A 26,970-nucleotide genomic window follows, 5' to 3' on the forward strand; every position below is an offset into this window, starting at 1 on the left:
GGAACTCTCATCTCACCCCGTCACCATCAGCCGGTAGCCGATGCCGCGCACGGCCTGCAGGAACAGCGGGTTGGCCGGATCGCTCTCCAGCTTGCGGCGCAGGCGGTTGATCTGGACGTCGACGGCGCGCTCGTTGACGGTGCCGTTGCCGGTCAGCGCGCCGCGCGGCACGGTCTCGCCGCGGGCATTGGCAAGGATGCGCAGCATCTCGCGCTCGCGGTCGGTGAGGTGGACGATCTCCTCGCCCTGCTTCAGCTCGCCGCGCGCCAGATGGTAGACGAACGGGCCGAACCCGATCTGCTCGACGACCTCTTCCGCCGGAGGCGGCGCGGCTCGCTTGAGGATGTTGCCGATGCGCAGCGCGAGCTCTCTCGGCTCGAACGGTTTTGCGACGTAGTCGTCGGCGCCGAGCTGCAGGCCCTCGATGCGGCTCTCCGGCTCGGCCCGCGCGGTCAGCATCACGATCGGCACCGAGGATTGCGTGCGGATGAAGCGGGCGAGGTCGAAGCCGCTTTCGCCGGGCATCATCACGTCGAGGATCAGCAGATCGAAATGCAGCCCCGTCAGCTTGGCGCGGGCGTCGCTCGCGCTCGCCGCCGTGGTGACGCGATAGCCTTCGCCGCGCAGGAAGCGAGACAGCAGATCGCGGATGCGGCGGTCGTCGTCGACGAGCAGGAGATGCGGTGCGTCGTCGGCCGGCGTCTGCTGATGATGCGGTGCGATGGCGGCGATCGTCACGGTCACTCCTTGGCAGCGGCGACAGGCGTCTTGAAGATGGCTTCCAGCACCTTGTCCGGATCGTCGCGATCGATCATCGCGCGCAGGAACTGCCGGACCTTCTCGGCGCCAGCAGGCCCGATCTGCTCCAGCGCGCGGTCGATGCGCCGCGTCTGCAGCCCGGCCAGCTTGGCGACCAGCGCCTCGCCCTTCGGCGTGGCGAAAAGAAGGCGCTGCCGGCGGTCGTTGTTGCCGGTCTTCTGCACGATGTAGCCTTCGTCCAGCAGCTGCTTGAGCACGCGTCCGAGCGACTGCTTGGTGATGCGGAGAACGTCGAGCAGATCGGCGACCTTCAGGCCGGGATAGCGTGTGACGAAATGCATCACGCGGTGATGCGCGCGGCCGAAGCCGAACGCCTCCAGCTCGTGGTCGGCATCGCCGACGAAGTCGCGATAGGCGAAGAACAGGAGCTCGATGATGTCCCAGCGCAGCGGCTCGCCGGCGGCGGCGGAGGGCTCAGCCGCGCGCAGCTCGGGGCTCAACGTCGGGGACGAGAAATTTATGTCAGCCATATTGACGTTTCTGCGGTTCAATGTTACAAAACAATCGTCCGCTACGAAATTTTAGATCGTTTCATCGGCGGGCGATGGTCTCCAGGCGTGTCTGAACGGGCCGTAGGCAACCCCGACGGGCATCCTTGGGCGACGTATCGAACAACCGTGTGATGTCGAGCGGCATTTCGGCAAACCATACTGGACTTCCGCCGGGCGCAAAAGCATGTCCTGTGGTGGCATGCTTGCCCGGGGACCGGCCCAAAGCCGGTCGCGGCAGGTCCGAAATTCAAGAAGCCGACTGGCCCGATCGGACGGGTCGGCCCCAGAACTCGCGAATGGCGATCAGAGCGGGGGAAGCAAGGACATGACTTTGACATTCGACATCAAGCCGACGACAAACCCGACCTCCGACCAGGAGCGCGCTGCCAGGCTCGCCAACCCGGGCTTCGGCCGGGTGTTCACCGACCACATGGCCGTGGTCCAGTACAGCCAGGACAAGGGCTGGCACAGCGCGCGGGTCGAATCCCGCGCCAACTTCCCGCTCGATCCGGCGGCGGCCGTCCTGCACTATGCGCAGGAGATCTTCGAGGGCCTCAAGGCCTACAAGCGCGATGATGGCGGCGTGAACCTGTTCCGCCCCGACGCCAATGCCAAGCGGTTCTGGAATTCGGCCGAGCGCATGGCGATGGCGCAGCTGCCGCCGGAGGTCTTCATCGAGGCGGTCGAGCGGCTGGTTCAAATCGATCGCGCCTGGATCCCGGGCGGCGAGGGCAGCCTCTATCTGCGTCCGTTCATGATCGCCAGCGAGGTGTTCCTCGGCGTGAAGCCGTCGGCGGAATACATCTTCGCGGTGATCGCCTCGCCGGTCGGCTCCTATTTCAAGGGCGGCCCGGCGCCGGTCTCGATCTGGGTCTCGGAGAACTACACCCGCGCCGCCGTCGGCGGCACCGGCGGCGTGAAGTGCGGCGGCAATTATGCCGCGAGCCTCAAGGCGCAGGCCGAGGCGATCACCCATGGCTGCGACCAGGTCGTGTTCCTGGATGCGATCGAGCGCCGCTATGTCGAGGAGCTCGGCGGCATGAACGTGTTCTTCGTGTTCGACGATGGCTCGCTGTCGACGCCGCCGCTCGGCACCATCCTGCCGGGTATCACCCGCGACTCCCTGATCGCGCTGGCGCGCGACGCCGGCCGCGAGGTGCGCGAGGAGGCCTATTCGATCGACCAGTGGCGGGCGGATGCCAAGAGCGGCAAGCTGAAGGAGGCGTTCGCCTGCGGCACCGCCGCGGTGATCTCCCCGATCGGCAAGGTGTGCTCGGCGAGCGGCGATGTCCTGATCAACGGCGGCGAGGCCGGCCCGGTCGCCATGGGCCTGCGCAAGCAGCTGGTCGACATCCAGTACGGCCGCAGCGCGGATCCGCACAACTGGATCCGGGACGTGAAGTAGGGCTGTCGCCGCACGGGCGGTCGACTCCCCTCCCCCTTGCGGGGAGGGGTTGGGGGTGGGGGTCCCAGCAAAGACTGCCCGTGTGGACCCCCACCCCCAACCCCTCCCCGCAAGGGGGAGGGGGGCGCACCGCATGGGCTGAGGGAGTTTGGCTCTCACTGATATGGGCGAGGTGCACGCCGGCCTCCCGCGGGTTGCCGCACCCCGTCGCGGCTGCTACCAACCCCGACAACGCATTCCATCCCGTAGGGTGGGCCTAGGACCGCGATAGCGGGCCGTGCCCACCGCTGCGACGTTTATCAGCCCATGGTGGGCACGCTGCGCTTTGCCCACCCTACGTGTCGAGTCCGATGTCCGACAAACCCAAGAAACCCCAGAAGCTGAAGGCGCGGCTGCCGCGCGGGCTCGAGGATCGCGGCCCCGCGGCGATCGCGGCGACGCGCGAGATGGTCGAGAAGATCCGCGCCGTCTATGAGCGCTACGGCTTCGAGCCGGTGGAGACGCCGGCGTTCGAATACACCGACGCGCTCGGCAAGTTCCTGCCCGACCAGGACCGTCCGAACGAGGGCGTGTTCTCGTTCCAGGACGACGACGAGCAGTGGATCTCGCTGCGCTACGACCTGACCGCGCCGCTGGCGCGCTACGTCGCCGAGAATTTCGACGCGTTGCCGAAGCCGTATCGCAGCTATCGCGCCGGCTACGTCTTCCGCAACGAGAAGCCGGGACCCGGCCGCTTCCGTCAGTTCATGCAGTTCGACGCCGACACCGTCGGCTCCGGATCGCCGGCGGCCGACGCCGAGATGTGCATGATGGCGGCCGATACGATGGAGGCGCTCGGCATTGCGCGCGGCTCGTATGTCGTGAAGGTGAATAATCGCAAGATTCTCGACGGGCTACTCGAATCGATTGGTCTTCTCGGAGCCGAGAACGCCGGTCGACGACTCACGGTGCTTCGGGCGATCGATAAACTCGACCGGCTGGGGGATGAAGGCGTCCGGGAATTGCTGGGCCAAGGGAGAAAGGACGAGAGCGGCGACTTTACCAAAGGCGCAGGCCTAGAACCTAAGCATATAAACTTGCTGATGTCGGTTGTAACGGCTTCTAGCCTCGGCGAGCTTAAGCGGATTCTAGATCAGAACACGGCAGAAACCGGCGGCGTCCCTGATCCGCATGGGGGTCTTGGCCACCTGCTGTACGATGATGCCCTGAATGAGCTGATTGAGCAGTTCGAGCCCCTAGTGAGATCTGCCGGATACGAATCCGATCGGATTCGAATTGATCCGACAGTCGTCCGCGGTCTCGAATACTACACCGGCCCGGTCTACGAAGTCGAACTCCTGCTCGAGACCAAGGACGAGAAGGGCCGTCCCGTGCGCTTCGGCTCGGTCGGCGGCGGTGGTCGTTATGACGGGCTGGTCTCGCGTTTCCGCGGCGAGCCGGTGCCGGCGACCGGGTTTTCGATCGGCGTGTCGCGGCTGCAGGCGGCGCTGACCCTGCTCGGCAAGCTCGACACGCGGCCGGCTTTCGGCCCCGTCGTCGTCACGGTGTTCGACCGCGACCGCGTCGCCGACTATCAGAAGATGGTGTCGACCTTGCGCAATCACGGCATCCGCGCCGAGCTCTATCTCGGCAATCCCAAGAACATGGGCAACCAGCTCAAATATGCCGACCGCCGCAACGCACCCTGCGTGATCATCCAGGGCTCGGACGAGAAGGCGCGCGGCGAGGTGCAGATCAAGGACCTGATCGAGGGCGCCAAGGCGGCGGCCGCGATCGCCTCCAACCAGGAATGGCGCGAGAGCCGCCCGGCGCAGTTCTCAGCCAAGGAGGACGAACTCGTCGCCGGTGTCCGCGAGGTGCTCGCGCGCCACGACGTGAGCTGGGGGTAACAAGACCCGACATGCGCGGGCTTGACCCGCGTATCCATCGCTTCACGACGGCCTTTCATTTCAGAATGATGGATTGCCGGGGCAAGCCCGGCAATGACAGGCTTGGGACAGGACTAACTAACAGGGAGCAACGAATGCCCGAGATCACAGTGAGCATGGCCGCCGGCCGCACCGACGAGCAGAAGGCCAACATGATGCGTGACATCACCAAGGCCCTGGTGACGCATCTCGGCGTCGATCCGGAAGCGGTGGTGATCCAGATCAACGAGGCGCCGTTGACGCACAAGATGAAGGGCGGCAAGACCTTCGTCGAACGTCTGGCCGAGCAGAAGAAGTAGGCGCTGCTGTCGTCCCTGCTCGGCGCGCAATTGCGCGCGGCCCAGGGACCACAGCCCCAGGAAGCGGTTTGAGGCATGCTGGTCGTTGGCCTTTTGCTCATCACGACCGCCGCGGCGTATGGGTCCCGGATCGGCACTACGCCGCACTGACGCGCGTCGCAGCTTGTCCGGGACGACATCTGAACTTGGAGCCATCATGGACGCACGTGAGATCATCAAACCGGGCATGCGCGCCGAGCGCCTGCTGGTGGTGCCGCCGGAGCGCACCGTGGGGCACTTTGTTCCTCATATGCCCATGGTCTATGCGACGCCGATGATGATCCTGGAGATGGAGATGACATCGGGCGACGCCATCAACCCGGTGCTGCCGCCGGGCTGGGTGACGGTCGGCACCGAGGTCAACGTCCGCCATCTCGCGGCGTCGCCGGTCGGCGCCACCATTCGCACGGTTGCCGAGGTGATCGAGGTCGAGCGCCGCGTCATCCGCTTCTCGGTCGAGGCGTATCATGGCGAGGTGAAGATCGGCGACGGCCGCCACGGTCGCGGCCTCATCAATGTCGCGCAGTTCAAGAAGCGGTTCGGCGTGACCTAAACCGCTCCGCGCTAGACCGACTGGCCCGTCTTCAACAGCGAGCAGCCGGTGATCCTGAGGCTGCCGTCGGGCTGGGTCTGCAACGTGTACAGCGCGTCCCACGCCTCGCCTTCGGCATCGATGATGTGGACGCGCTGTGCGACGCTGCCGTCCTCGACCTCGGCGGCGCCGAATTCGAAGCTGCGATGGCGATAGACCGGCGGGTAGCCGCTCTTGACCATGCTCATGAAGATCTCGACGCTCGGAAACAGCGCCTGGATTTCCGGCGCGGCCTGGGCATAGGCGGTCGCGCCGTCGTCGCGCGCCAGGGCCTGTTCCTGGGCGCGAATGACGCTCTGCGCCGCGCTGGCGTCCGCCGCGGCGGCGGGGTGGGCCAACAGTGACAGCAGCAGGACGAGCGGCATCAGAATGCGCATATCATGTCCTCCATCGGCAGGTCGGGTCGATCCATCATGCGCCATGGACAGCGCATGACAAGCCTGCCGTCGCGCGTCAATGTCGCGGGCCGGCGGCGATCGGCCGGCTGGACTGTGTCGCCATCGTCACGTCTTCGCGAGCCATGCGGCCCGCGCGGTGCCGGTCGCGATCGGATCGGCTTGATCTGGCCTGATCCGGCGCGAATCATGCATTCAGGCCGTGAACGAAGCAGGAGCCGCATGACCGATTTTTCCACGACTCGATCGCTCTTCACGATCCCTGACGGGGTCATCTATCTCGACGGCAATTCGCTCGGCGCGCTGCCGTCCGCCGTGCCCGCCCGCGTTGCCCGGATGATCGAGGCTGAGTGGGGACGGGAGCTGATCCGCGGCTGGAATAGCGCGGGATGGATGGTGCAGCCGCGCCGCGTCGGCGACCGTATCGCGCGGCTGATTGGGGCCACGCCCGGCACGGTCGTGATGGGCGATACGCTCTCGATCAAGGTGTATCAGGCGCTGGCCGCGGCGCTGTCGCTCAATCCGGGCCGTCGCGTGATCCTGTCCGACAGCGGCAATTTTCCGTCCGATCTCTACATGGCGCAGGGCCTGGTCCGCATGCTCGGCGACCGCGCCACCTTGAAGGTGGTCGAGCCGGAGCAGGTCGAGGCTGCGATCGACGACAGCGTCGCGGTGCTGATGCTGACAGAGGTCGACTACCGCACCGGCCGCATGCACGACATGAGGGTGCTGACGGCAAAGGCGCACGCGGCCGGCGCGCTCACGGTATGGGACCTCGCGCATTCCGCCGGCGCGGTGCCGGTCGATCTCGCCGGCGCGGAGGCCGACTTTGCGGTCGGCTGCACCTACAAATATCTCAATGGCGGTCCCGGCGCGCCGGCTTTCATCTATGTCGCGCCGCGTTACGCAGACATCGCGCCGCCGGCGCTGTCCGGCTGGATGGGCCACGAGGCGCCGTTCGCCTTCGATCTCGATTATCGCCCCGGCGGCGGCATCGAGCGGATGCGCATCGGCACGCCGCCGATCATCGCATTGGCCGCGCTGGATGCCGCGCTCGACGCCTGGGACGGCGTGTCGATGCAGGACGTGCGCAAAGCCTCCATCGCGCTGTCGGAATTGTTCATCGCCGAGGTCGAGAGGCGCTGTCCGTCGCTGACACTGGCCTCGCCGCGCGATGCGTCGCGCCGCGGCAGCCAGGTGTCGTTCCGCCATCCGGACGGCTATGCGATCATGCGGGCGCTGATCGCGCGCGGCGTGATCGGCGATTTCCGCGCGCCCGACGCGCTGCGCTTCGGCTTCACGCCGCTCTACATCGGCGAGAGCGAGGTGCGCGGCGCCGTCGACATTCTCGAAGAGGTGCTTGCCGACAAGCTGTGGGACAAGCCCGAGTATCGCCAGAAGGAGCTCGTGACGTGAGCAGCGCGCCCTACGATCCCGCCACCGAGGGGGCGCGGATGAACTTCAAGGGACGGATGTCCTATGGCGACTATCTGATGCTGGATCGCCTGCTCGATGCGCAGGCGCCGCTGTCGTCGGCGCACGACGAGCTCCTGTTCATCATCCAGCACCAGACCTCGGAATTGTGGATGAAGCTCGCGATCCACGAGATCAAGGCCGCCATGGCGGCGATCGCCCGGGACGACGTGCAGCCGGCGTTCAAGATGCTGACAAGAGTGTCGCGCATCTTCGAGCAGCTCAACGGCGCCTGGGACGTGCTGCGCACGATGACGCCGAGCGAGTACACGCTGTTCCGCGACAAGCTCGGCGAGTCCTCCGGCTTCCAGTCGTTCCAGTATCGCTCGATCGAATTCCTGCTCGGCAACCGCAATCTGGCGATGCTGCGCCCGCATGCGCATCATCCGGAGCTGACCGCCGAGCTGGAGGCGATCCTGGCGAAGCCCAGCCTGTATGACGAAGCACTGCGGCTCTTGGCACGGCGCGGCTTCTTCATCGGCATCGACGGGCAGCGCACCGACTGGCGCGGCACCCGCGCCGAGAGCCCGGAGGTCGCGGCCGCCTGGACCAGCGTCTATCGCGATCCGCAGCGGCATTGGGAGCTGTATGAGCTCGCCGAGAAGCTGGTCGACTTCGAGGACTATTTCCGCCGGTGGCGCTTCAATCACGTCACCACGGTGGAGCGCATCATCGGCTTCAAGACCGGCACCGGCGGCACGTCAGGCGTCAACTATCTGCGCAAGATGCTGGAGATCGTGCTGTTCCCCGAACTCTGGAAGCTGCGCACCGGCCTCTGAGCCATCGCGCGCTCATTCGATCAGGAGATTATCATGCTGTATGCCGTCAAGGACTGGGACAACGCCTACGCCAACGGCCCGAACATCGCCGGCGGCGAGCGCTGGCCCGGCCTGTGGGTCGCGCCGGCCGAGGCGTATCGAACGGCGTTGGCCGGGCAGGGCCGCGCCAGGCTCGACATTGCCTTTGGCGCACATGAGCGCCAGCGCCTCGACCTGTTCCTGCCTGAGGGCACGCCAAAGGGGCTCGTCGTGTTCGTGCATGGCGGCTACTGGATGCGCCTCGACAAGAGCTTCTGGTCGCATCTCGCGCAAGGTCCAATCGCGCGCGGCTTTGCCGTGGCGATGCCGTCCTACCGGCTGTGTCCCGAGGTCGACATCGCCGACATTTCGGGCGATGTCGCGCAGGCGGTCGCGAAGGCGATGGACGAGGTTGCCGGTCCCGTGGCGCTGACCGGCCATTCCGCCGGCGGCCATCTCGTCACCCGCATGATCTGCCGCGGCGCCCCGCTGTCGCCGGAGCGACAGGCGCGCATCACCAGCGTGGTCTCGCTCTCCGGCCTGCACGATCTGCGCCCGCTGCAGCGGACCGTGATGAACGACACGCTACATATCGACGACGCCACGGCGCTGCGCGAGAGCCCGGCGCTGCTCGCGCCGATCGACGGCGTCAAGGTCACCGCCTGGGTCGGCGGCGCCGAGCGCAACGAATTCCGCCGTCAGGCGCAATTGCTCGCAAACATCTGGATCGGCTTGGGTGCTACGACCGCCTATGTCGAGGCGCCGGACCGGCACCATTTCGACGTGATCGACGATCTGGCTGATGCGGAGAGCGGGCTGGTGAAGGCGCTGGTGGAGATGTAGGCAGCTCCCGCGTGGGTTCGAGGTCGCGGCCACGCTTAATCGTCAAAGCAAATTACGGCTATCGACATAACTCATTTTGGAACACCTCGGCGGCTGGCTACTCTTTCGCGTGTTGAACGTCGACCTCGTCCACCTTGCTCCGTTGCGCGTGGACGTGGTCGCACCGCGATCGAGAGGCCTTGATGCCAGTCCGACGTCCGACTGCTACCGAGCTGCAACAGGCCGCGCGCGAGATCGGCCTCGATCTCGATGATGCCAATGCGCTGTCGTTCCTTGCGCTGATGCAGGGGCAGCTCGACGCGTACGATCTCGTCGACGAGATGGCGGCGCCGCTGCCCGAGGTCAAATATCCGAGGCCCTCAGGAACACGCCCGCTACCGGAGGACAATCCGTTCGGCGCCTGGGCCGTCACCGCGCACATCCAGGGCGCTGCGGACGGCAAGCTCAAGGGCAGGCGCGTCGCCATCAAGGATAATGTCTGCGTCGCCGGCCTTCCCATGATGAATGGTGCGACCATCCTCGAGGGCTACGTCCCGGAGATCGATGCGACGATCGTCACGCGCCTCTTGGACGCCGGCGCGGACATTCTGGGCAAGGCCGTCTGCGAATACTACTGCGCCTCCGGCGGCAGTCACACCTCAGCCAATGGGGTCGTCGAGAATCCGGTCGTGCCCGGCTACAATGCCGGTGGATCGTCTTCAGGATCCACCGCCCTGGTCATGGCCAACATCGTCGACATGGCCACCGGCGGCGACCAGGGGGGCTCGATCCGCATCCCCGCGTCCTATTGTGGTGCCGTCGGCCTGAAGCCGACGCACGGCCTCGTGCCCTATACGGGCATCTTCGCGGTCGAATTGACGGTCGATCACGCCGGCCCGATCACCCGCACCGTGGCCGACAACGCATTGATGCTCGAGGTGATGGCAGGGCCGGACGGGCTCGATCCGCGGCAGCGCGGTGCCTCGTCACAGCCCTATACGCAGGCGCTGCGGCAAGGCGTGGCCGGCTTGCGCATCGGCGTGGTGCCCGAAGGGTTCGGCACGGCCGGCGCCGAGACCGAGGTGGACGACCGCGTGCGCGAGGCGGCCGGTCGTCTCGCAGCCAAGGGGGCCGACGTCCGTGAGGTCGCAGTGCCGCTGCATGCCGCCGGGGCTGCAATCTGGACGCCGATCTTTCTCGAAGGCGCCACCGATCTGATGATGCGCAGCAACGCCTATGGTACCAACATGAAGGGCGTGTTTCTGGAGAGCCTGCTCGATGCCCACGCGCGCTGGCGCGATCGGGCCGGAGAATTGTCCGAGACGCTGAAGCTCGGCATCCTGACCGGCCACTATATGTCGTCGCGCAATCGCGGCCGCTACTACGGCAAGGCACAGAACCTCAACCGCCTGCTCACGGGAGATTATGATCGCGCGCTCGAACAGGCCGATCTGCTTCTGATGCCGACCACGCCGATGGCAGCGACCCGGCTGCCGTCCGCCGGGGCGTCGCGGGAGGAGATCATCGGCCGCGCCTTCGAGATGGTCGGTAATACCGCGCCGACCTGCCTCACCGGGCATCCCGCGATCTCCGTTCCGGTTGGGAAGACGGCGGACGGCCGTCCGATCGGCGCGATGCTGGTCGCGCGCCACCTCGACGAGTCGACGTTGTACCGGGCGGCTTCCGCACTGGAGGCGTGCTACCAGTGAAGGATGACGTCGTCCCGACAGCAGGTGCTCGTCGGATGCGGCGCGGGATCTGAGGGGATCTACGGCCTGGCAATGGGTGGCAGCAGCCCGGGCAGATCGAACAGTCCCCGGACCCGGTGATCGGGCGCGAGCCCGAGCTCGTCCATCTGCATCCGCATCGCCTTGAACATCGTCAGCGGCGCAACGAGCGCGCAGCTTTCACAGGCTGCGGCCATCGCTTCGGGCGTGACCCTCTCGATCCATGCCACGGTCAGCCCGGCAGCCTTGGCACCGATCGCGTCCCACGGATTCGAGGACACGAACAGGACTTCGGCGGGCGCGGCTCCGAGCTCGGACTCGATCAGGGAGTAGGCCTCGGGACTCGGCTTGAACGTCGCTCTGCTGTCGACGCTGATGGTCTTGTCGAGAAACCGATCGAGACCGGTGTTGCGTACCAGCGCGTCCAGCATCGCAGGGGCACCATTCGAAAGGATCGCCAGCTTGCGGTCCTGGAGACGCTCAAGGGTGGACAGCGTGTCCGGGTAGGGATCGAGGTGGACATATTTGTCCATGATCACCTCGAGCAGCGCTTCTTCGTAGCCAAGGCCGAGGATCCGGAGCGTATAGACCAGGGATTGGCGCGTCACCGCCTCGAAATCCTCGTAGCGCCGCATCAGCGAGCGCAGCCAGGTGTATTCGAGCTGCTTCATCCGCCAGATCTGCGTGATCATGTCGCCACGGCCCGGGAAAGCCTGCTCGGTGACCGACGCCACCGATTGAATGTCGTAGAGGGTGCCGTAGGCGTCGAAGACGACGGTGCTGATCGCCACGGGGATGGTCCTTGTGTCGGAGCGGTTTTGTACGCGAAGTGCGGTAAGGGACCGCAATGCAGTCCCGTTGCGTCGCGTCAGGGACTTGACGCGAGTTCCGGCATCCCATGCCGCAACTCTGGTCTTTACGAAGTGTGTTCCGACCGACAAAGTGAATTATGACGATGTTGGTATCGTCTTTTTCGATAGCGGGGACTGTCGTGAACTTCGATATCGACTGCCTCAGATCGTTTCTCGTGATCGCGGACACGATGAGCTTCTCGCGGGCCGCAGAGTCCGTCGGGCGATCGCAGTCGACGATCAGCCAACAGATGTCCAAGCTGGAATTGCAGGTGGGCAAGCCATTGTTGACGCGGCGCAAGGGCCGCGTTCTGGAGCTGACCCCCGAGGGTGACCGCTTCGTCCAATACGCGCGGCGTATTCTCCAGCTCAATGACGAGGCCTATGCCTCGATGTGCGAGGATGTCCTCCTCGGTTTCGTTCGTCTGGGGGTTCCGCTCGACTTTTTTGGCCGCGACTTCACCACGTGGCTCGCGCGGTTCAAGACCAAGAATCCGATGGTGGGCATCGAGGTCGAAGCCAATCAGTCGGAAAGCCTGATGAAGCGGAGCGCCCGCGGCGAATTCGACCTCGCCTTCTTCAAGCAGGAGGCCGGGGCTCGAACCGGCACCTCGGTGCTGACAGAGCAATTGGTCTGGGTCTGCGGGCCGAACTACACGCCCGACGATGCGTCGATCCCTCTCGTCCTCTTCCCGGACGGCTGCACGTATCGGCGTTTCGCCATGTCGTCGCTGAAGCAGAACGACCGGCGTTGGCATCTCAGCTTCGTCAGTCCGAGCTTCGAGTGCCTCAAGGCGGCGACGCTCGAGGGGCTGGGAATCACCGTCCTTGCGCGCGCCCTGGTGCAGCCGCCGTTGCGCATCATCCGGCAGGATCTCGGTCTGCCGCGCTTGCCGACCGTCGAGCTCGCCTATGCGCGCGGCCGCAGCAACTCCCGCACGGTGGGGGAGCTGACCACGTTTCTCGCCGAGAGGCTGACGGGAGCGGGCGTGCAGCCATAGCTCGGATCTGTGCCGAACGGGCTTCGCTTGCGACCCGACGGCTGCGCCGCATAGGGCCAGGGCGCGCGAAGCACTTCTAGGGCCAATCGACGCCTCGACCGGATTGGTGCTGAGTCGAGGTGCAGCGGGTCGATCGCAGCGACAGCGACAAGATCAAGGAGGACGCCGTCGCCGCCTCCCTTTCGCGCATGGCGAGCTTTCCTCGCAGAAATCGCTGCGCCGTCGTCGTGGACAGGATGATGCTTCGGCGCGCTTCGCCGCAATTCCCGTTGCCCGCCAAGGTTCGCATAATTCCTATAGCGCGTCGCTGAGCAGCCGTCGCGCCGCCTTCAATCCCTGCTCGTCGCGCTTGTAGAACGTCCAGCCCTTGGCGCGCTTGGCCTTGACGAGGCCGGCGGCCACCAGCACGCGCATGTGCTCGCTCAGTGTCGGCGCGGAGACGCCGAGCTTTTCGGCAATGAATAGCCCGCAGACCCCGTCCTTGACGAGGTCGCCATCGTTCTGTGGCGGAAAATGCCGCGTCGGATCGCGCAGCCACTCCAGGATCTGCAGCCGCTTGTCGTTGGCCAGTGCACGGAACACGCGGTCGGGCGCCATTTTGGTACTTTGCCAATTAGCTAATTTATATCAAGACATGCCGATCGGAACGAGGTGCGGCATGTCAGACATATCGACAGCGGTAACCCGGCAGCAGATCGCGGCCACCTATGAGCTGATCCGGCCTTACGTCCGGCGCACGCCGATGATAACGGTCGATGGTGGCGATTTCGGCCTGCCGTCTTCCCCATTGCGACTGAAGCTCGAATTCATGCAGCATGGCGGCTCGTTCAAGGCGCGCGGGGCGTTCGCCAATCTCCTGACCCGCGATGTGCCGGGGGCCGGTGTGGTCGCGGCGTCCGGCGGCAACCATGGTGTCGCGGTGGCGCTGGCGGCGCAACGTCTTGGCCTGAGAGCAGCGATCTTCGTGCCGAGCATCGCCTCGCCGTCGAAGATCGACCTCATCAAGCGCTTCGGCGCGGAGATCCACGTCGGCGGGGATCGCTATGCCGATGCGCTGGCGGCGAGCGAACGACATGTCGCCGAGAGCGGCGCCTTGCCGATTCATGCGTTTGATCAGCCCGAGACCATGCTGGGGCAGGGCTCGGTGGGGCTGGAGGTGGAGCGCGACGCAGATGATATCGACACGCTGCTGGTGGCGGTCGGCGGCGGCGGGCTGATCGGCGGCATCGCCGCGTGGTACGAGGGACGCGTCAAGGTCGTGCCGGTGGAGTCGGACGGCGCGCCGACCCTGCGCGACGCGCTGGCGGCCGGACACCCCGTCGACGCGCCCGCCGGTGGCGTCGCTGCCGACAGTCTTGCGCCGCGCCAGATCGGCGCGCGCGTGTTTCCGATCGTGCAGCGGTTCGCGGCGGCGGAGGTGATCATCGTCAGCGACGACGACATAAGGGCGGCGCAGCGCGCGTTGTGGATGACGTTGCGCGTCGTAACTGAGCCGGGCGGCGCCGCGGCCTTCGCCGCGCTGCTATCCGGTGCCTACCGTGCGGGTCCGTCCGAGCGCGTCGCGGTTCTGGTCTGCGGCGCCAACACCACAGCGGTCAATTTCAAGAGTTGCTAGATGGATGGGCCGTGAATTCTGTGCCCCGTCATGGGATGTCGGAGACCGCTCCTGTGTAGGGTCGCGGTATTCGTCGCGGCCTCGGCAGAACGGAGAGAGCGGACTGCCGTTCAGCCGGTGTCTCGCATTCGATCAGCTCTCCGCGACCGCATCGCCCCAGGCATGGAAGATTTCCGTCGCGCCGCTGTTCGCGTCGCCCTGGCGCAGCACGACGCTGGGGCAGGCGAACTTCATCGGCATGGTCTGCACCGGCGCCGGCACGGTCTCGAACTTCGCCGTCAGCGCGTCCATCACCTCCGCCGGCAGCCGGGTGTCGGCGCCGACCACGTCGCCTTCGCTGGCATCGATGCGCGGCTGGTGGATCGCGGCATCGAGGTCCATGCCGTAGTCCATCACGAAGGACAGCATCTGCGCCACCGCGGGCAGGATGCGGCGGCCGCCGGAGGCGCCCAATGCGAGGCGGCGGCCGTCGGCGGCCTGCGCCACCACCGGCGTGTAGTTGGTGAGGCAGCGCTTGCCGGGCGCCAGCGAATTCGTCGTGCCCGGCGTCGGGTCGAACCACATGATGCCGTTGTTCATCATGATGCCGCTCTGCGGCGCCTGGAATTTCGAGCCAAACCCGGACAGCAGGGTCTGCGTCACCGCCGCCATGTTGCCGTCGCGATCGACCACCGAATAGTGCGTGGTGCAGGCCGGTGCCAGATATTCGGCGCCGATCGCGCGCTTGCCCGCCGCGTCGCCCATGTCGTTGAGCCGCTCGCGATAGGCGGCCTGCACCGCCTCGGCATAGGCGATGAAGGCGCCGGCATCCGGCGCCTTGCCCGAAGCCGTTACGCTCGCCTGCATCAGCCGCAGCGCGTGAGCCAGCGTCGGGCCGGCGGTGAGCTCCGGCGTCGCGAACACCGCGCCGCCGCGATAGGGAATGCGCAGCGGCTCTCGGACATGCGCCTCGAACGCGGCGAGGTCATCCACCGAAAGCGCGCCACCGGCGGCCTGGATGTCGCGGGTCAGCGAGCGGGCGATGTCGCCGCGGTAGAAGTCGCGCGCGCCGGCGCTGGCAAGATGGGCCAGCGTCGCCTTCAACTGCTCCTGCGGCAGCCGCGTCACCGCCTTGGCGCCCCATTGCGGATTCGGCGGCAGGCCATCCTTCAGATAGGCCGCGGCGCTGCCGGGATAGCGGCGCAGGTCGGCGGCGCAGCTCGAGATCATCACGGTGGTCCACCAGTCCACCAGCAGGCCCTCGGCGGCGAGCTTCACGCTCGGCGTGACCAGATCCGCCCATGGCAGCCGCGCGTAACGGCGATGCGCCGCCTCCATGCCGGCCACGACGCCGGGCACCGCGATCGCGCCGGGGCCGTGCAGATTGCGGTCGTCCTTGACGCGGGGCCATGGGAAGATGTCGGCCGCGACGCTGCCGTCATTGGCCAGCGGATAGTCGGCGACATCGAGGCTGTCGGGCGCGCGCATGCCGTAGTCGATCACTTCGACATGGTTGTCCCTGGCGCGGTACAGCACCATCGCGCCGCCGCCGCCGAGGCCGCTCATCCACGGCTCGAGCACGCCGAGCGCAAAGCCGGTCGCGACCACGGCATCGACGCAGTCGCCGCCCGCGGCCAGCACCTCGGCCCCGATCTCGGCGGCGCGCCGCGACTGTGCCGCGACGATGCCGCCCTTGCTGCTCACCGCCGGCTTGCGGATCTGCTGACGATTGGAAAACTGGTACGGCATGGCACTCCCCACGATCCCGCCTGATGGCGCGGCGAATTGACACCGGCCGGCGTCGGCGCGCAATCGGCGACAGCGGGACGCTCCCCAGCCCGGATCGAATGACGGGGCCTCGCGTTGAGGAGATGTTTACCAATGGGTACTATGGTCTTCGGCAGACCAGATCGATCTCGATCAGCGCGTCATAGGCCAAGCCGGTGACGCCGACGCAGGTGCGGGCCGGCAGCCGGTCCGGCGGGAAGAATGAACGGTAGGTTTCATTCATCGCCGCGTAATCCCGCTTGAACTCGGTCAGGTAAATCCGAGACATCACAATATGTTCGAGGCCGAGGTTGAGACCTTGGAGGATGTACTTCAAGTTCTGCATCACCGCCTTCGTCTGATCCACGATCCCCTCCGGCAGCACGCCCGGCGCCTCCGGCGAGTCCGGCATCTGGCCGGTGACGAACACGAAGCCGTCGGTCTCCACGGCGTGGCTGAACGGCGCCACCGGCCTGGTCGCGCCGGAGATCATGTGGAACTGCATAGCGATGGTCCTTTGTTGTTGGGCTTCGTGGTAGCGACAGCAATGGTCGTCATTGCGAGGAGCGAAGCGACGAAGCAATCCAGGGCAGCGCGTGACGCCCTGGATGGCTTCGCTCGCTCGCAATGACGGAGATCTGGGATGGCGTTGGGGCGCAATGAACGTCAGCGTTCATCCTCGAACAGCCGCTTGCTCAAGATCGCGTGGACGCCCCAATTGCCGTCGACGACCTGGGTCACGCCGAAATCCACCGCGGCGGACATCAGCGCGACCGCCTCGTCCTCGCTCAGGCCTTTGACGTGCATCAGGAAGCGCCGCATCTTGCGGAACGCGTCCTTCATCGCGAGGTCGAGCGAGGAGGTCGCGTAGACCTCGCTCTGGCCCTGCGCACCGAACTCAGCGAGATAGTTCGGATGGCTGAAGCCGGTCAGCACCCAGTCGGTCGCGGTTTCGATCAGCGGGTAGGAGAGATCGGCGAACGGCTGCCCCGCGAGCTGCGCCTTCTTGTGCAGGATCACCTGGAACGTGCCGGTCATCGAGCATTCGATCGCGGTGCCGCCGAGCTCCCCGTCGCCCTGGGTGGCGTGGGGATCGCCGACGGACAGCAGCGCGCCGGGCACCGCGACCGGCAGATACACCGTCGATCCCCTGCCGAGCCGCCAATTGTCGAGATTGCCGCCGAAATAGGAGGGCGGAATCGAATCGACGAAATCGGCCTCGCGCGGCGCCACCGCGATGACGCCGAAATGCGGCCGCAAGGGAATGCGGATGTTGTCGAGCACGCCGTGGCGGCGCTTGATGCTGTCGGGGGCGACCGGCACGCCGGGATAGTCGTAGGTCGTGTGCACGATCCCGTTGGGATCGGTCTGCGGCTCCCAGCGGTAGGAATACAGCGCGCGGGCATGCGGCTCGGGCGCATCGGCGAAGATCTCGTAGATCGTCACCGCCTCGCGCGGCGCCGGCGCGGCGATCAGCTCGTTGTAGTGATAGCCCCACCACGCCGCGACGCTGGAGCCGAACACGCGGCCTGCATGTTTCGGGGTGCGGCTTGGCCGCGGCACGATGTCGAGGATGCGCACCTCCAGCACGTCGCCGGGCTGCGCGTCCTTGATCGCCACCGGGCCGGTGCAGATGTGCACGCCAAAACCTTCGCCGGCGCCGCGGCCGAACACACTGGCGTCCATCGGGCCGGCGCCGCGGCGGTCGACGTTCTTCTTCGCCTTGGTCCAGCCGAACACGCTGAGCGCAGCCGCGTCGCCTGCGATCATCAGCTCGGGATCATCGGAGGCATGCTGGGTCAGCGTCTCCACCGTGATCGTGTCGCCGGATGCGATTTCGATCTGCGGCGGCAGCGAGCGGCTGAAATAGCCCCAATGCACACGCTCGGCCGAGACCGCCAGATGATGGTGATGCCGCTGCGCGTCCTGGTCGTTGGCCGGCGCGGGCAGGGCGACATCGCTCCTGGCCGACGCCGGCCTCTCGCAGGCGCGCTGCTGCGCCAGCGCGTCCTGCGGCCATCCGCGCTGGCCGCGCGGGGCCGCCGCCGTCACCGCCTGCTCGGCCTTCTGCTGCCGGAACTCGCGCGGCGACAGGCCGAAGCGGGCGCGGAAGCTGCGGCTGAAATGCGCTGAATCGGCGAAGCCGTAGCGATAGGCGATCTCCGAGATCGAATGGTTGGCTTCGGCCGGATTGGACAGGTCGGTCCAGGCCCGCTGCAGCCGGCGTTCTTTGACGTAGTGGCTGAAATTGTCGCCGGCGCTCTCGAACAGCTTTTGCAGATAGCGCTCGGAAATGCCTTCGGCCTGGGCCACCCGCGCCGGCGTCAGCTCGGCATCGTCGAGCCGCCGCTCGATGGTCTGGCAGAGCCGGTGCAGGATCGCGGCCTGCGTCGCGCTGCTGCCGGCCTCCGCCGCCGGCGCGGCTTGTTGATGGGCGAGTGTGAGCAGCAGATCGACCATGCTCTGCGCGACCGTGCTCCATTCGGCATCGCTCAGGGTGTCGAGCGCGCGTGCGGTGGCCTCGATGGTGCGGCAGACCACGTCGGCCAGGCCGCTCGGCGCGATCACCTGGGCTTGGGCCAATTTCAGCCTGCCGCTGATGCGGCCATTCAGGGCGTCCGCCGTCACCGACAGCACGATGGCGCGCAGACCGCGCTGGAACGCGATGCTCCAGTCGCCGGCGCGCGGCAACAGCATCAGATGTCCCGCGGGGACGATGCGATGGCCGTCGCTGCAGCGGAGCAGGGCGCCGTCCTCGATCGCGAGAAGGGCGATCGGCAGATCCGCATGGGCCTGCGGAACTGCAGTGATCGCCTGCGCGCCCGCCGACAGCCGCGAAAGAGCGATGCCCGGCGCTTGGCGATGCGAGGCGGTGGCATGACCATCATAAAATGGTGTCTTCGCTGCGGGCTGTAGCCCGACCGCATTCAGCACGTCGCGCCACGCCTCCGGACGCTCGCCCTCGGCATAGGATTCGCTGGTGAACGGACGAAAACTCATGGCACGCCCCGGGTCGGGGAATTCTAAGCAACCCCCGTGCCAGATGAGCTTCATGACCTGCCGTGTATCGGTGTTGTTCAGTTCGCTATTCCTCCACTCATTTGGATCGGTGCTCGTGCCACAGGCGCGATCGGTTCCCCTCCCCCTTGTGGGGAGGGGTTAGGGGAGGGGGCCCACAACGGCGGTCTCGCCCCGGGGCACCCCTCTCCCCAACCCTCCCCCACAAGGGGGGAGGGAGCGCACCATCCGCGGGGCGGGAGCTGGCTATACGTTTCGCAAAATCACTCACACCGGAACACGTTCTTCCGGATCGTGCCATGCACGCCCCAATTGGCGTCGACCACCTGGGTGACGCCGAAGTCGGCGCCGACCGACATCAGCGAGATCGCCTCGTCCTCGCTGAGGTGGTGCACCGTCATCAGGAAGCGGCGGAGCTTGCGGAAGGCGTCGCGCATGGCGCGGTCGAGACTGGAGTGGTTGGCGATCTCGGTCTGCGCATTGGCGCCGAGCTCGGCGAGATAGTTCGGATAGGTGAAGCCGTAGACCGACCATGCCTGGTCGGTCTCCAGCAGCGGATGCGTCAGGCCCTCGAGCTGCGTGCCGCCGAGGTCGCTCTTCTTGTGCAGGATGAACTCGAAGTCGCCGGTCAGCGAGGTCTCGATCGCGGTGCCGCCGAGTTCGCTGTCGCCCTGCGCGGCATGGGGATCGCCGACCGAGAAATAGGCGCCGGGTACGGCGACCGGATAGTACATCCGCGCGCCCTTGCCGATACGCCAGTCGTCGATGTTGCCGCCGGTGTAGCTCGGGGGGATCGATGAGACATAGTCGGCCTCCGATGGCGCGAGCCCCATCGTGCCGAAATGCAGCCGTGCCGGCACCTTCACATTGGGCAGGATGTTCTCGCGCTTCTTGATCGTGGCGTGGTCGACCGGCACGCCGGGATAGTCGATGGTCGGGTGCACGATGCCGTCGGGATCGGTCTGCGGCGTCCAGACGTAGTTGTAGACCGCCTTGGCGAACGGCTCGCCCGCGGTGTCCAGCTCGAAGATGGTGATGACCTCTCGCGGTTTCGGCTCCTCGATCAGGTCGTGATAGTGGAAGCCCCAATTGGCGGCGGCGTTGGAGCCGAAGCACTTGCCGGCATGGCAGCCGCATCGGCTCGGCCGCGGCCTTATGTCGAGGATGCGCACCTCGAGCACGTCGCCGGGCTCGGCGCCTTCGACCGCCACCGGTCCGGTCAGCAGATGCACGCCGATGCCTTCACCGGAGCCGCGGATGAACGGGCCCTCGGTCGGACCGGAGCCGCGCCGCGCCACGGCCTTGTGCTCTTTCGTCCACTTGAACACGCTTTCCGCGCCGGGATCGTCCTTGATCATGCGCTCATAGTCGTCATTGGCGTGATGCGTCAGCGTCTCGATCGTGGCGCGCTCGCCGGAGCGCAGGGTGAGCGCGGGCGTCACCACCTTGGAGAAATAGCCCCAATGGACGGTCTTGTTGGACACCGGCAGCAGATGGTGTTTCATGCGAGGGCCTCTTTGCTCAGAGATCGAGATTGTCGTGCGGTGAATTCGAGGGCGGGCCTCATGGTTCTCAAGGCGATGCCGGAGGCATCGTCCGGAGACGGCGCTGCGCGCCTCCTCACCATGAGGGTCGGAAGCGAGGCCACCTCACCCACGGACCTCATCTTGAGGAGGCCGCTGCAGGCGGGCGTCTCGAAGGATGGCCGCACGCAAGCGCTCGCTCCTAACGTGAAGGATGAACTCATGCCACCGCGTCCTTCGGCCGCTCGGCCTCCATCACCGAGAGGAAGCGCGCGGTCAGCGGATGGCGCGGGTTGGTCAGCACCTCGTGTGCGGGGCCTTCCTCGAGGATGACGCCGCCATTGAGGAAGGCGACGTGGTCGGCGACCTCGTCGGCGAAGCGGATCTGGTGCGTCGAGATGATCATCGTGAGGCCGTCGTCGATGGCGAGACGGCGGATCACCTCCAGCACCTCGTTGACCAGCTCCGGATCGAGCGCGGAGGTCGGCTCGTCCAGCAGCAGCACGCTCGGATTCGGCGCCAGCGCGCGGGCGATCGCGACGCGCTGCTGCTGGCCGCCGGAGAGATGCCGCGGCAGCGCATCGGCGCGATGCGACAGGCCGACACGGTCGAGCAGTTCAAGGGCGCGACGCTCCGCTTCGAAGCGGCCGAGCCCATGCACCCAGCGCAAGGGACCGGCGATATTCTCCTTGGCCGTGAGATGCGCGAACAGATTGAACTGCTGGAACACCATGCCGACGCCGACATTGGCGCGCTCGTTGGCGATGGCGCGCGGCGACAGCTTGCGTCCCCGGTCGTCGAAACCGAGCTTGCGGCCGCCGACGCGGATGTCGCCGGCGTCCCAGTTCTCCAGATGATTGATGCAGCGGAGCAGGGTGCTCTTGCCGGAGCCGGACGGCCCGAGCAGCGCGATCACCTCGCCGATGCGTACGGTGAGATCGAGGCCGTCCAGCACCTTGTTGCCGTCATAGGCCTTGCGCAGATCCGTGACCTCGACGGCGACGTTGTTGCGGGCGATCGTTGCGGCACGCCGGGCCCGGTCTTCGATCGACAAGGCGAGCGGCGGCGTCTCCTTCAGCTCGGCGGGCTCGGGCGGCGCGGCCTCGATGGCCGGGGCTGTCTTCTCCGCGAGCTCCAGCTTCGTCGCGACGTCGGCGCGGCGCCGAGGTAACAATAGCGCAAGGTAGTCCGCCAGCTTGCGCTGCTTCGCCGTGCGGTCGAGATCGAGCAGCCATTCGAGCGCAAGCTGGATGACGCTGATCGCGCCGGTCAGCACGAGATAGATGAGACCCGAGGCGAAGAAGATCGAGAAGAAGTCGAAGGTGGAGGACGCGAGCTGCGTCGAGCGCAGGGTAAGCTCCTGCACGGCGATGACGGAGGCGAGCGAGGAGTTCTTCAGCGCGCTCACCGCCTCGTTGCCGAACGCGGGAATCATGGTGCGGATCGCCTGCGGCGCGATGATCCGGCGCATCAGGACGCCGGGTGTCATGCCCAGCGCCTGGCCGGCCAGGAGCTGGCCGCGATCGACGCCGAGCACGCCGGAGCGCAGCATCTCGGCGATGAACGGCGCCTCGTTGCAGGCGAGCGCGAGGCCCGCCGCCAGCACCGCCGGCAACTTGATGCCGATATGCGGCAGCGCGTCGTAGGCGAACACCATCTGCAGGATCAGCGGCGTGCCGCGGAAGATCACGGTGTAGCCGCGCGCGATCGCCGCCAGCGGCCAGAACCGGCTGAGCTGCATCGCCGCGAGCACGAGGCCGAGAATGAGACCGCCGACCAGGCCGAGCGCGGTGACCTGCAGGGTCAGCTCGATGCCCTGCAGCAGATACGGCATGCTGAGATAATGCAGGAAGAGGGACATGAGGTCGACCCGGGAGGAGCGTAGGGTGGGCAAAGGCGCGACGCGCCGTGCCCACCGTGATCATCGTGTGGAAGCAAGGGTGGGCACGCTGCGCTTTGCCCATGCTACGAGATTGAGCTCATAGTGCGCGGCTGCGGCGGGTGAGGGGGACAGGTCTCACGGCGGACACTTCCCGTGCGGCTGCCCCTCACCCCAACCCTCTCCCCGTAAGAACGGGGAGAGGGAGCGCACCGTCTGCTTGGCTAGGGCTCGTCGCAGCGAACCGCTAGGCCTGTTAGTCCGCCGTCAGGATGTCCGGCTCCTTGAAGTTGGCAGGATCGAGCTGCCACTTCTTCAGGAGTTCCTGGTGGATGCCTTCCTTCTGCACCTCGATCAGGGCGGCGAGCACGGCATCGCGGAACTTCGGCTTGTCCTTGGGCACGGCGATGCCGACCGAATAAGGGATGGTCACCGCGATGGCCTTTTCCAGCTTGTCCGGATAGGCCTTCACTGCCTGGTCGACCGTGTTGACGTCGTTGACATAGGTATCGGCGCGGCCGGCGAGGATGGCCTGGATGCAGTTGGCGTTGTTGTCATAGAGCTGGATCGTCGGCTCGGGCTTGCCGGCTTCCTTGCATTTCGGCGCGAGATCCTGGATCAGCGGCACCTCGACGTAGCCGGTGTTCTCGGCCGCGGCCGCGCCGCACATCGACATGTTGATGCCGTTGATGCCCTTCGGATTGCCCTTGGCGACCAGCACGCCGTCGAACACCTTGGAGTAGGTGATGAAGTCGGCGGCCTTGGCGCGCTCCTTGGTGGCGTAGATGTCGGAGATCACGATGTCGGCCTGGCCGCTCGCCAGCGTCGTCAGAAGCGCTGCGAAGGTCACCGGCTTGTAGGTCAGCTTGAAGCCGAGGCAGTCGCCGATGGCCTCGCCCAGATCGATGTCGAAGCCGACATATTTGCTCGGATCCTTCGGGTCGATCGACTCGTAGCCCGGCGTGTGCGGGTTGATGGCATTGACCAGCGTCTTGCCCTTCCAGTCCGGATATTTCTCCTTCAGCGCCGCGCAGCCCGCGGGCGTCGCCGCTTGAGCGTCGATCGGCGCGAGAAGTCCCGCCGCGATGATGGCGCCGAGCGCGGCAAGCCACGCGCGCCGCGCCCCAGTGAATAGCCTCGTCTGCATGTTGCCAGCTCCTTCGAACGATGATGTCGCGCTGGTCCGGCGGTGCATTGGTGCCGTCGCCCCGGTCCAAGCTCGGGGCGAAGCTTAGGTGCGCGCCCGCGCGGATGACTTGTCCGTGGACGCACAAAATATTGGATCGTGCCGGTGCAAGAATTGAGCACGCATTGCCCAAAACCGCGCCGCTGCGACGGACCGTCGCGCAGGCCGTGCCCGCGATCGGAAATCCAGAAATCAGCAAGGCCCCCGCGCCGGCGACGGGACATGCGCGCACGGCGCTAGCGCCAAGATGGAAGCGGCACCGCGTCACGCGTCAGGATCGCAGCATCGTGTCGCCCATGCGTATGTGCATTGCGATAACCCGTGTCACAGGCTTGGCGGCGGCGAGGCCGCCGACTACGATGCGCCGCATAAGTTGCTGATCTGTTTGTTGAGGTGTCTGCAATGCTGTTCCGTTTTACGGGACAATCATCACTCGGCCCATTCGCAGTGCGGACACTGATCGTCGTCGCCTATGCCATCATCTTCGCGCCTGTGATCATGATCGTGATGACGAGCTTCTTCGCGCAGGAGATCGTGAGCTTTCCGCCGCCGGCGCTGTCGCTCAAATGGTACGCCAACGCGCTGAGCAAGCCCGAATTCCTGCGCGGCCTGGTGACGAGCTTCCAGGTCGCGCTGCTCGCGACCGCGATCGGCGTGCCCTTGGGCACTGCGGCGGCGCTCGCCATCGTGCGCGGCGAGTTCCGCGGCCGCCAGGCGCTGAGCTCGTTCCTGCTGGCGCCGCTCGCCGTGCCCGGCGTGGTCGCCGGCTCCGGCCTCTACATGCTCTACGTGCTGGCGGAGGATCTGCTCGACCGCGACATCAAGGCGACCACCGAAGGCCTCGTCGCCGCGCATACCCTGCTCGCGATTCCCTGGACCGTGCGGCTCGTCGTGGCCAGCCTGCAGGGACTCGACCGTGCCGCCGAGGAGGCCGCCGCCAATCTCGGCGCCAGCCCGTTCAAGGTGTTCCGCCGCATCACCCTGCCGATGATGCGCTCCGGCATCGTGGCGGCTGCGATGTTCTCCTTCATCCAGAGTTTCGAGAATCTCGATCTGTCGATGCTGCTGGTCGGGCCCGGACGGATCACACTTCCCGTTGCCATGCTGAACTATCTCGAATTCCGCATCGATCCGACGCTCGCTGCCGTCGCCACCGTGCAGATCGCGCTGGTCGGGCTGCTGATGGTGATCACCGACCGCTTCGTCAAACTGTCGCGGGTGGTGTGATGGCGCAGCTCACATTGGAGAAGCTGACCAAGCGCTTCGGCACGTCGATCGGCGTGGAAGGGCTCGATCTTGCCGTCAATGAGGGCGAACTGGTCGCGCTGCTCGGCCCGTCCGGCTGCGGCAAGACCACGACCTTGCGCATGGTCGCCGGCTTCCTGCCGCCGACCAGTGGCCGCGTGCTGTTCGACCGCGAGGACGTCACGCATCTGCCGGCCTACAAGCGCGCCACCGGCATGGTGTTCCAGTCCTATGCGCTGTTTCCGCACATGAGCGCGGCCGACAATGTCGGCTTCGGCCTGGAGATGCGCGGCCTCGGTACGGCCGAACGCAAGACGAAAATTGCGGAGGCGCTGAAGCTGGTGCGGCTGTCGCATCTCGCCGACCGGCTGCCGCGGCAATTGTCCGGCGGACAGCAGCAGCGCGTGGCGCTGGCGCGCGCGCTGGTGATCAATCCGCGCATCTTCCTGCTCGACGAGCCCCTGTCGAATCTCGATGCCAAGCTGCGCGCCGAGGTGCGGCTCGAGATCCGCGCGCTGCAGCAGCGGCTCGGCCTGACGACCCTGATGGTGACGCATGACCGCGAGGAGGCGCTGACCATGGCCGACCGCCTCGTGGTGATGGAGGGCGGCCGCGTGCGCCAGATCGGCACGCCGCAGGAGCTCTACGACTCGCCGAAGGATGCGTTCGTGGCGGACTTCGTCGGCCGCTGCAACATCGTGGCGGGCCGGCGTGCGAATGAGCGCCAGTTCCGCACCAGCGGCGGCCTGCTGCTGCCGGTCGATGTCAGCAGCGGCGAGCGCGACAATGCCGACGCCTTCGCGCTGCGTCCGGAACGGATTGTCATCGCGCCCGGCGAGTCCGGCGAGGTGCGCGGCCGCCTGCAGGCGATCACCTATATGGGCGCGCAGACCGAATATGTGGTGGCACTCGGTGATGAGACGCTGGTCGCGATCAGCCCGACGCCCGACGCCGGCGAGCCGCTGGCGGCGCTCAGGCCCGATGATCCGGTGTCGCTGCAATGGGACCGCAAGGTCCCGCGTCTCGTGCCTCAGACATCTTCGTAACGCATCCCATCCACAGCGAGAGGTTCTGCCATGATTTCGCGACGTCATTTTCTCTCCGCCAGCGCCGGCATGGCCGCGCTGGCCTCCGGTATGCCGACCGCCCGCGCCGAAGGCGGACAGGTCGTGGTCGGCACCTGGGGCGGCGACTACGGCCAGTTGCTCTCTGACATCATCGACAAGCCGATCATGACGCCGAAGGGCTTCGAGATCGTGCAGGACGTCGCCAACGCCGATCCGCGCAAGACCAAGCTGCTGGCCGAGCGGCAGAGCCGGCGCGGCTCGATGGACGTCGCCTGCCTGTCCGACAACGACGCCTACATCGTGTCGCAGTCCGACGTGTTCGAGAAGGTCGATGCCGCCCAGGTGAAGCGGCTCGACAAGGTGTTCCCGGAGCTTCGAAGCGAGATCGCGATTCCGCATATCTATTCGGCGCAGGTGATCCTCTACAACACCAACCAGGTGAAGACGCCGCCGCAATCCTTCGCCGATCTCTGGGATCCGAAATGGCGCGGCAAGATCGGTCTCGCCGACATCCTCTATCCCAACAACACGCTGGCGGCGGCGCTGGCCGGCGGCGGCGGAGTCAGCAATCTCGATCCGGCCGAGAAGAAGCTGATGGAATGGCGCTCGCTCGACGTAAAGATCTATCCGTCGAACGAGGCGCTGGCGGCAGCGCTGAAGTCGGAGGAGGTATGGCTGACCACGATGTGGCTCGCCCGTGGCTTCATGTGGAAGAAGTCCGGCATTCCGCTCGCCCATGTCGTGCCGAAGGAGGGCACGCCGGCCATCGTGTTCCAGGCCTCGGTGCCGAAGAACGCCAAGAACAAGGCCGGCGGCTTCGCCTATCTCGACGCGATGCTGGATGCCAAGGCGCAGGGTGGCTTCGCGGACAAGATGGGCTACGTCCCGACCGTCACCGACGCGCCTTTGCCGGAGGATCTCGCGAAGCAGGTCAGCCTCACCGAGGCCGAGCGCGCGCGGCTGCTGAAGCCGGACTACGCCTATGCCGCCGGGCGCTCGCAGCGCACGCTCGACTTCTGGAACAAGGAGTTCAAGGCGTAGGCCTTGGATGA

At 66.4% G+C, this 26,970-nt stretch carries 24 protein-coding genes; 13 read left to right on the plus strand and 11 right to left on the minus strand.

The window, feature by feature from the left end:
• Window positions 1-12: 12 nt before the first annotated feature.
• A complete protein-coding gene (locus QW845_RS12995; RefSeq protein WP_315801968.1) occupies window positions 13-744 on the minus strand; it encodes a response regulator transcription factor in 732 nt (243 codons plus the stop codon).
• The gene (locus tag QW845_RS13000; protein WP_315801969.1) at window positions 741-1,289 is read right to left on the minus strand and encodes a MarR family winged helix-turn-helix transcriptional regulator; all 549 of its coding nucleotides are present in this window, start codon (window positions 1,287-1,289) and stop codon (window positions 741-743) included. The genes QW845_RS12995 and QW845_RS13000 overlap by 4 nt, the downstream gene beginning before the upstream one ends.
• Window positions 1,290-1,635: 346 nt before the next feature.
• On the opposite strand from QW845_RS13000, the gene QW845_RS13005 reads away from it, so the two are divergent.
• The 4 genes from QW845_RS13005 (at window position 1,636) to QW845_RS13020 (ending at window position 5,534) form a co-directional block, all read left to right on the plus strand.
• Window positions 1,636-2,715: a branched-chain amino acid aminotransferase gene (locus QW845_RS13005; protein WP_315801970.1), complete on the plus strand. Its 1,080-nt coding sequence runs from the start codon at window positions 1,636-1,638 to the stop codon at window positions 2,713-2,715.
• A 350-nt stretch (window positions 2,716-3,065) separates the two neighbouring features.
• Window positions 3,066-4,604 carry a histidine--tRNA ligase gene (gene hisS / locus QW845_RS13010; protein WP_315801971.1) on the plus strand — a complete coding sequence of 513 codons (1,539 nt, stop codon included), beginning with the start codon at window positions 3,066-3,068 and terminating at the stop codon, window positions 4,602-4,604.
• 68 nt (window positions 4,605-4,672) lie between these two features.
• The gene (locus QW845_RS13015) at window positions 4,673-4,942 is read left to right on the plus strand and encodes a tautomerase family protein (RefSeq protein ID WP_315802170.1); all 270 of its coding nucleotides are present in this window, start codon (window positions 4,673-4,675) and stop codon (window positions 4,940-4,942) included.
• A gap of 196 nt (window positions 4,943-5,138) precedes the next feature.
• Window positions 5,139-5,534: a thioesterase family protein gene (locus QW845_RS13020; protein WP_315801972.1), complete on the plus strand. Its 396-nt coding sequence runs from the start codon at window positions 5,139-5,141 to the stop codon at window positions 5,532-5,534.
• A gap of 11 nt (window positions 5,535-5,545) precedes the next feature.
• On the opposite strand, the gene QW845_RS13025 is transcribed toward QW845_RS13020, so the two are convergent.
• Window positions 5,546-5,950, minus strand: a complete 405-nt coding sequence (locus QW845_RS13025; protein ID WP_315801973.1) for a DUF4864 domain-containing protein — start codon at window positions 5,948-5,950, stop codon at window positions 5,546-5,548.
• A 240-nt stretch (window positions 5,951-6,190) separates the two neighbouring features.
• Here QW845_RS13025 and kynU point away from each other — a divergent pair, with 240 nt between their 5' ends.
• The 4 genes from kynU to QW845_RS13045 all read left to right on the plus strand — a co-directional run bounded on the left by kynU (window position 6,191) and on the right by QW845_RS13045 (window position 10,769).
• Window positions 6,191-7,384, plus strand: a complete 1,194-nt coding sequence (kynU, locus tag QW845_RS13030; protein ID WP_315801974.1) for a kynureninase — start codon at window positions 6,191-6,193, stop codon at window positions 7,382-7,384.
• Window positions 7,381-8,220 carry a tryptophan 2,3-dioxygenase gene (gene kynA / locus QW845_RS13035; RefSeq protein WP_315801975.1) on the plus strand — a complete coding sequence of 280 codons (840 nt, stop codon included), beginning with the start codon at window positions 7,381-7,383 and terminating at the stop codon, window positions 8,218-8,220. Before kynU ends, kynA begins: the two co-directional genes overlap by 4 nt.
• Window positions 8,221-8,253: 33 nt before the next feature.
• Entirely contained in the window at window positions 8,254-9,081 is an 828-nt protein-coding gene (locus QW845_RS13040; RefSeq protein ID WP_315801976.1) for an alpha/beta hydrolase, read from the plus strand.
• A gap of 182 nt (window positions 9,082-9,263) precedes the next feature.
• Window positions 9,264-10,769, plus strand: coding sequence for an amidase (locus tag QW845_RS13045; RefSeq protein ID WP_315801977.1), 1,506 nt, complete (start codon window positions 9,264-9,266; stop codon window positions 10,767-10,769).
• Window positions 10,770-10,828: 59 nt separating this feature from the next.
• Here QW845_RS13045 and QW845_RS13050 read toward each other — a convergent pair whose 3' ends face one another.
• Window positions 10,829-11,578: a haloacid dehalogenase type II gene (locus QW845_RS13050; RefSeq protein WP_315801978.1), complete on the minus strand. Its 750-nt coding sequence runs from the start codon at window positions 11,576-11,578 to the stop codon at window positions 10,829-10,831.
• Between the two features lie 200 nt (window positions 11,579-11,778).
• Between QW845_RS13050 and QW845_RS13055 the strand changes: the two genes are divergently transcribed.
• The gene (locus QW845_RS13055) at window positions 11,779-12,639 is read left to right on the plus strand and encodes a LysR substrate-binding domain-containing protein (RefSeq protein ID WP_315801979.1); all 861 of its coding nucleotides are present in this window, start codon (window positions 11,779-11,781) and stop codon (window positions 12,637-12,639) included.
• A 294-nt stretch (window positions 12,640-12,933) separates the two neighbouring features.
• Here the strand turns inward: QW845_RS13055 and QW845_RS13060 are convergent, their stop codons facing one another.
• Entirely contained in the window at window positions 12,934-13,236 is a 303-nt protein-coding gene (locus QW845_RS13060) for a helix-turn-helix transcriptional regulator (RefSeq protein ID WP_315801980.1), read from the minus strand.
• A 61-nt stretch (window positions 13,237-13,297) separates the two neighbouring features.
• On the opposite strand from QW845_RS13060, the gene QW845_RS13065 reads away from it, so the two are divergent.
• Complete coding sequence (locus tag QW845_RS13065) at window positions 13,298-14,254, plus strand: threonine/serine dehydratase (RefSeq protein WP_315801981.1); 957 nt, start codon at window positions 13,298-13,300, stop codon at window positions 14,252-14,254.
• A 132-nt stretch (window positions 14,255-14,386) separates the two neighbouring features.
• On the opposite strand, the gene QW845_RS13070 is transcribed toward QW845_RS13065, so the two are convergent.
• The 6 genes from QW845_RS13070 to QW845_RS13095 all read right to left on the minus strand — a co-directional run bounded on the left by QW845_RS13070 (window position 14,387) and on the right by QW845_RS13095 (window position 23,567).
• Window positions 14,387-15,982, minus strand: coding sequence for a gamma-glutamyltransferase family protein (locus QW845_RS13070; RefSeq protein WP_315801982.1), 1,596 nt, complete (start codon window positions 15,980-15,982; stop codon window positions 14,387-14,389).
• A gap of 139 nt (window positions 15,983-16,121) precedes the next feature.
• Entirely contained in the window at window positions 16,122-16,505 is a 384-nt protein-coding gene (locus tag QW845_RS13075) for a RidA family protein (RefSeq protein ID WP_315801983.1), read from the minus strand.
• Between the two features lie 161 nt (window positions 16,506-16,666).
• A complete protein-coding gene (locus QW845_RS13080) occupies window positions 16,667-19,000 on the minus strand; it encodes an acetamidase/formamidase family protein (RefSeq protein WP_315802171.1) in 2,334 nt (777 codons plus the stop codon).
• Between the two features lie 281 nt (window positions 19,001-19,281).
• Window positions 19,282-20,523: an acetamidase/formamidase family protein gene (locus QW845_RS13085; RefSeq protein WP_315801984.1), complete on the minus strand. Its 1,242-nt coding sequence runs from the start codon at window positions 20,521-20,523 to the stop codon at window positions 19,282-19,284.
• 238 nt (window positions 20,524-20,761) lie between these two features.
• The gene (locus tag QW845_RS13090; protein ID WP_315801985.1) at window positions 20,762-22,402 is read right to left on the minus strand and encodes an amino acid ABC transporter permease/ATP-binding protein; all 1,641 of its coding nucleotides are present in this window, start codon (window positions 22,400-22,402) and stop codon (window positions 20,762-20,764) included.
• Window positions 22,403-22,676: 274 nt separating this feature from the next.
• Complete coding sequence (locus QW845_RS13095) at window positions 22,677-23,567, minus strand: ABC transporter substrate-binding protein (RefSeq protein ID WP_315801986.1); 891 nt, start codon at window positions 23,565-23,567, stop codon at window positions 22,677-22,679.
• Between the two features lie 441 nt (window positions 23,568-24,008).
• On the opposite strand from QW845_RS13095, the gene QW845_RS13100 reads away from it, so the two are divergent.
• The 3 genes from QW845_RS13100 to QW845_RS13110 are packed head-to-tail and all read left to right on the plus strand — an operon-like array spanning window position 24,009 to window position 26,959.
• Window positions 24,009-24,833 (plus strand): ABC transporter permease, encoded by an 825-nt coding sequence (locus QW845_RS13100; protein ID WP_315801987.1) that lies wholly within the window; start codon window positions 24,009-24,011, stop codon window positions 24,831-24,833.
• Window positions 24,833-25,897: an ABC transporter ATP-binding protein gene (locus tag QW845_RS13105; protein WP_315801988.1), complete on the plus strand. Its 1,065-nt coding sequence runs from the start codon at window positions 24,833-24,835 to the stop codon at window positions 25,895-25,897. The genes QW845_RS13100 and QW845_RS13105 overlap by 1 nt, the downstream gene beginning before the upstream one ends.
• 30 nt (window positions 25,898-25,927) lie before the next feature.
• Window positions 25,928-26,959: a PotD/PotF family extracellular solute-binding protein gene (locus tag QW845_RS13110; RefSeq protein WP_315801989.1), complete on the plus strand. Its 1,032-nt coding sequence runs from the start codon at window positions 25,928-25,930 to the stop codon at window positions 26,957-26,959.
• Window positions 26,960-26,970 lie beyond the last annotated feature (11 nt).

The sequence above is a fragment of the Bradyrhizobium sp. SZCCHNS3002 genome (assembly GCF_032377435.1).
In the GTDB taxonomy this organism is placed as follows: domain Bacteria; phylum Pseudomonadota; class Alphaproteobacteria; order Rhizobiales; family Xanthobacteraceae; genus Bradyrhizobium.

Bases quoted from the DNA above. Each gene is read 5' to 3' on its own strand.
- QW845_RS13015 (WP_315802170.1), top strand. From the start codon at position 4,673: ATGGATTGCCGGGGCAAGCCCGGCAATGACAGGCTTGGGACAGGACTA.
- QW845_RS13040 (WP_315801976.1), top strand. From the start codon at position 8,254: ATGCTGTATGCCGTCAAGGACTGGGACAACGCCTACGCCAACGGCCCG.
- QW845_RS13090 (WP_315801985.1), bottom strand. From the start codon at position 22,402: ATGTCCCTCTTCCTGCATTATCTCAGCATGCCGTATCTGCTGCAGGGC.
- QW845_RS13025 (WP_315801973.1), bottom strand. From the start codon at position 5,950: ATGCGCATTCTGATGCCGCTCGTCCTGCTGCTGTCACTGTTGGCCCAC.
- QW845_RS13095 (WP_315801986.1), bottom strand. From the start codon at position 23,567: ATGCAGACGAGGCTATTCACTGGGGCGCGGCGCGCGTGGCTTGCCGCG.
- QW845_RS13005 (WP_315801970.1), top strand. From the start codon at position 1,636: ATGACTTTGACATTCGACATCAAGCCGACGACAAACCCGACCTCCGAC.
- hisS (WP_315801971.1), top strand. From the start codon at position 3,066: ATGTCCGACAAACCCAAGAAACCCCAGAAGCTGAAGGCGCGGCTGCCG.
- QW845_RS13065 (WP_315801981.1), top strand. From the start codon at position 13,298: ATGTCAGACATATCGACAGCGGTAACCCGGCAGCAGATCGCGGCCACC.
- QW845_RS13100 (WP_315801987.1), top strand. From the start codon at position 24,009: ATGCTGTTCCGTTTTACGGGACAATCATCACTCGGCCCATTCGCAGTG.
- QW845_RS13060 (WP_315801980.1), bottom strand. From the start codon at position 13,236: ATGGCGCCCGACCGCGTGTTCCGTGCACTGGCCAACGACAAGCGGCTG.
- kynU (WP_315801974.1), top strand. From the start codon at position 6,191: ATGACCGATTTTTCCACGACTCGATCGCTCTTCACGATCCCTGACGGG.
- QW845_RS13045 (WP_315801977.1), top strand. From the start codon at position 9,264: ATGCCAGTCCGACGTCCGACTGCTACCGAGCTGCAACAGGCCGCGCGC.
- QW845_RS13105 (WP_315801988.1), top strand. From the start codon at position 24,833: ATGGCGCAGCTCACATTGGAGAAGCTGACCAAGCGCTTCGGCACGTCG.
- QW845_RS13075 (WP_315801983.1), bottom strand. From the start codon at position 16,505: ATGCAGTTCCACATGATCTCCGGCGCGACCAGGCCGGTGGCGCCGTTC.
- QW845_RS13110 (WP_315801989.1), top strand. From the start codon at position 25,928: ATGATTTCGCGACGTCATTTTCTCTCCGCCAGCGCCGGCATGGCCGCG.
- QW845_RS13085 (WP_315801984.1), bottom strand. From the start codon at position 20,523: ATGAAACACCATCTGCTGCCGGTGTCCAACAAGACCGTCCATTGGGGC.
- QW845_RS13070 (WP_315801982.1), bottom strand. From the start codon at position 15,982: ATGCCGTACCAGTTTTCCAATCGTCAGCAGATCCGCAAGCCGGCGGTG.
- QW845_RS13080 (WP_315802171.1), bottom strand. From the start codon at position 19,000: ATGAGTTTTCGTCCGTTCACCAGCGAATCCTATGCCGAGGGCGAGCGT.
- QW845_RS13000 (WP_315801969.1), bottom strand. From the start codon at position 1,289: ATGGCTGACATAAATTTCTCGTCCCCGACGTTGAGCCCCGAGCTGCGC.
- QW845_RS13020 (WP_315801972.1), top strand. From the start codon at position 5,139: ATGGACGCACGTGAGATCATCAAACCGGGCATGCGCGCCGAGCGCCTG.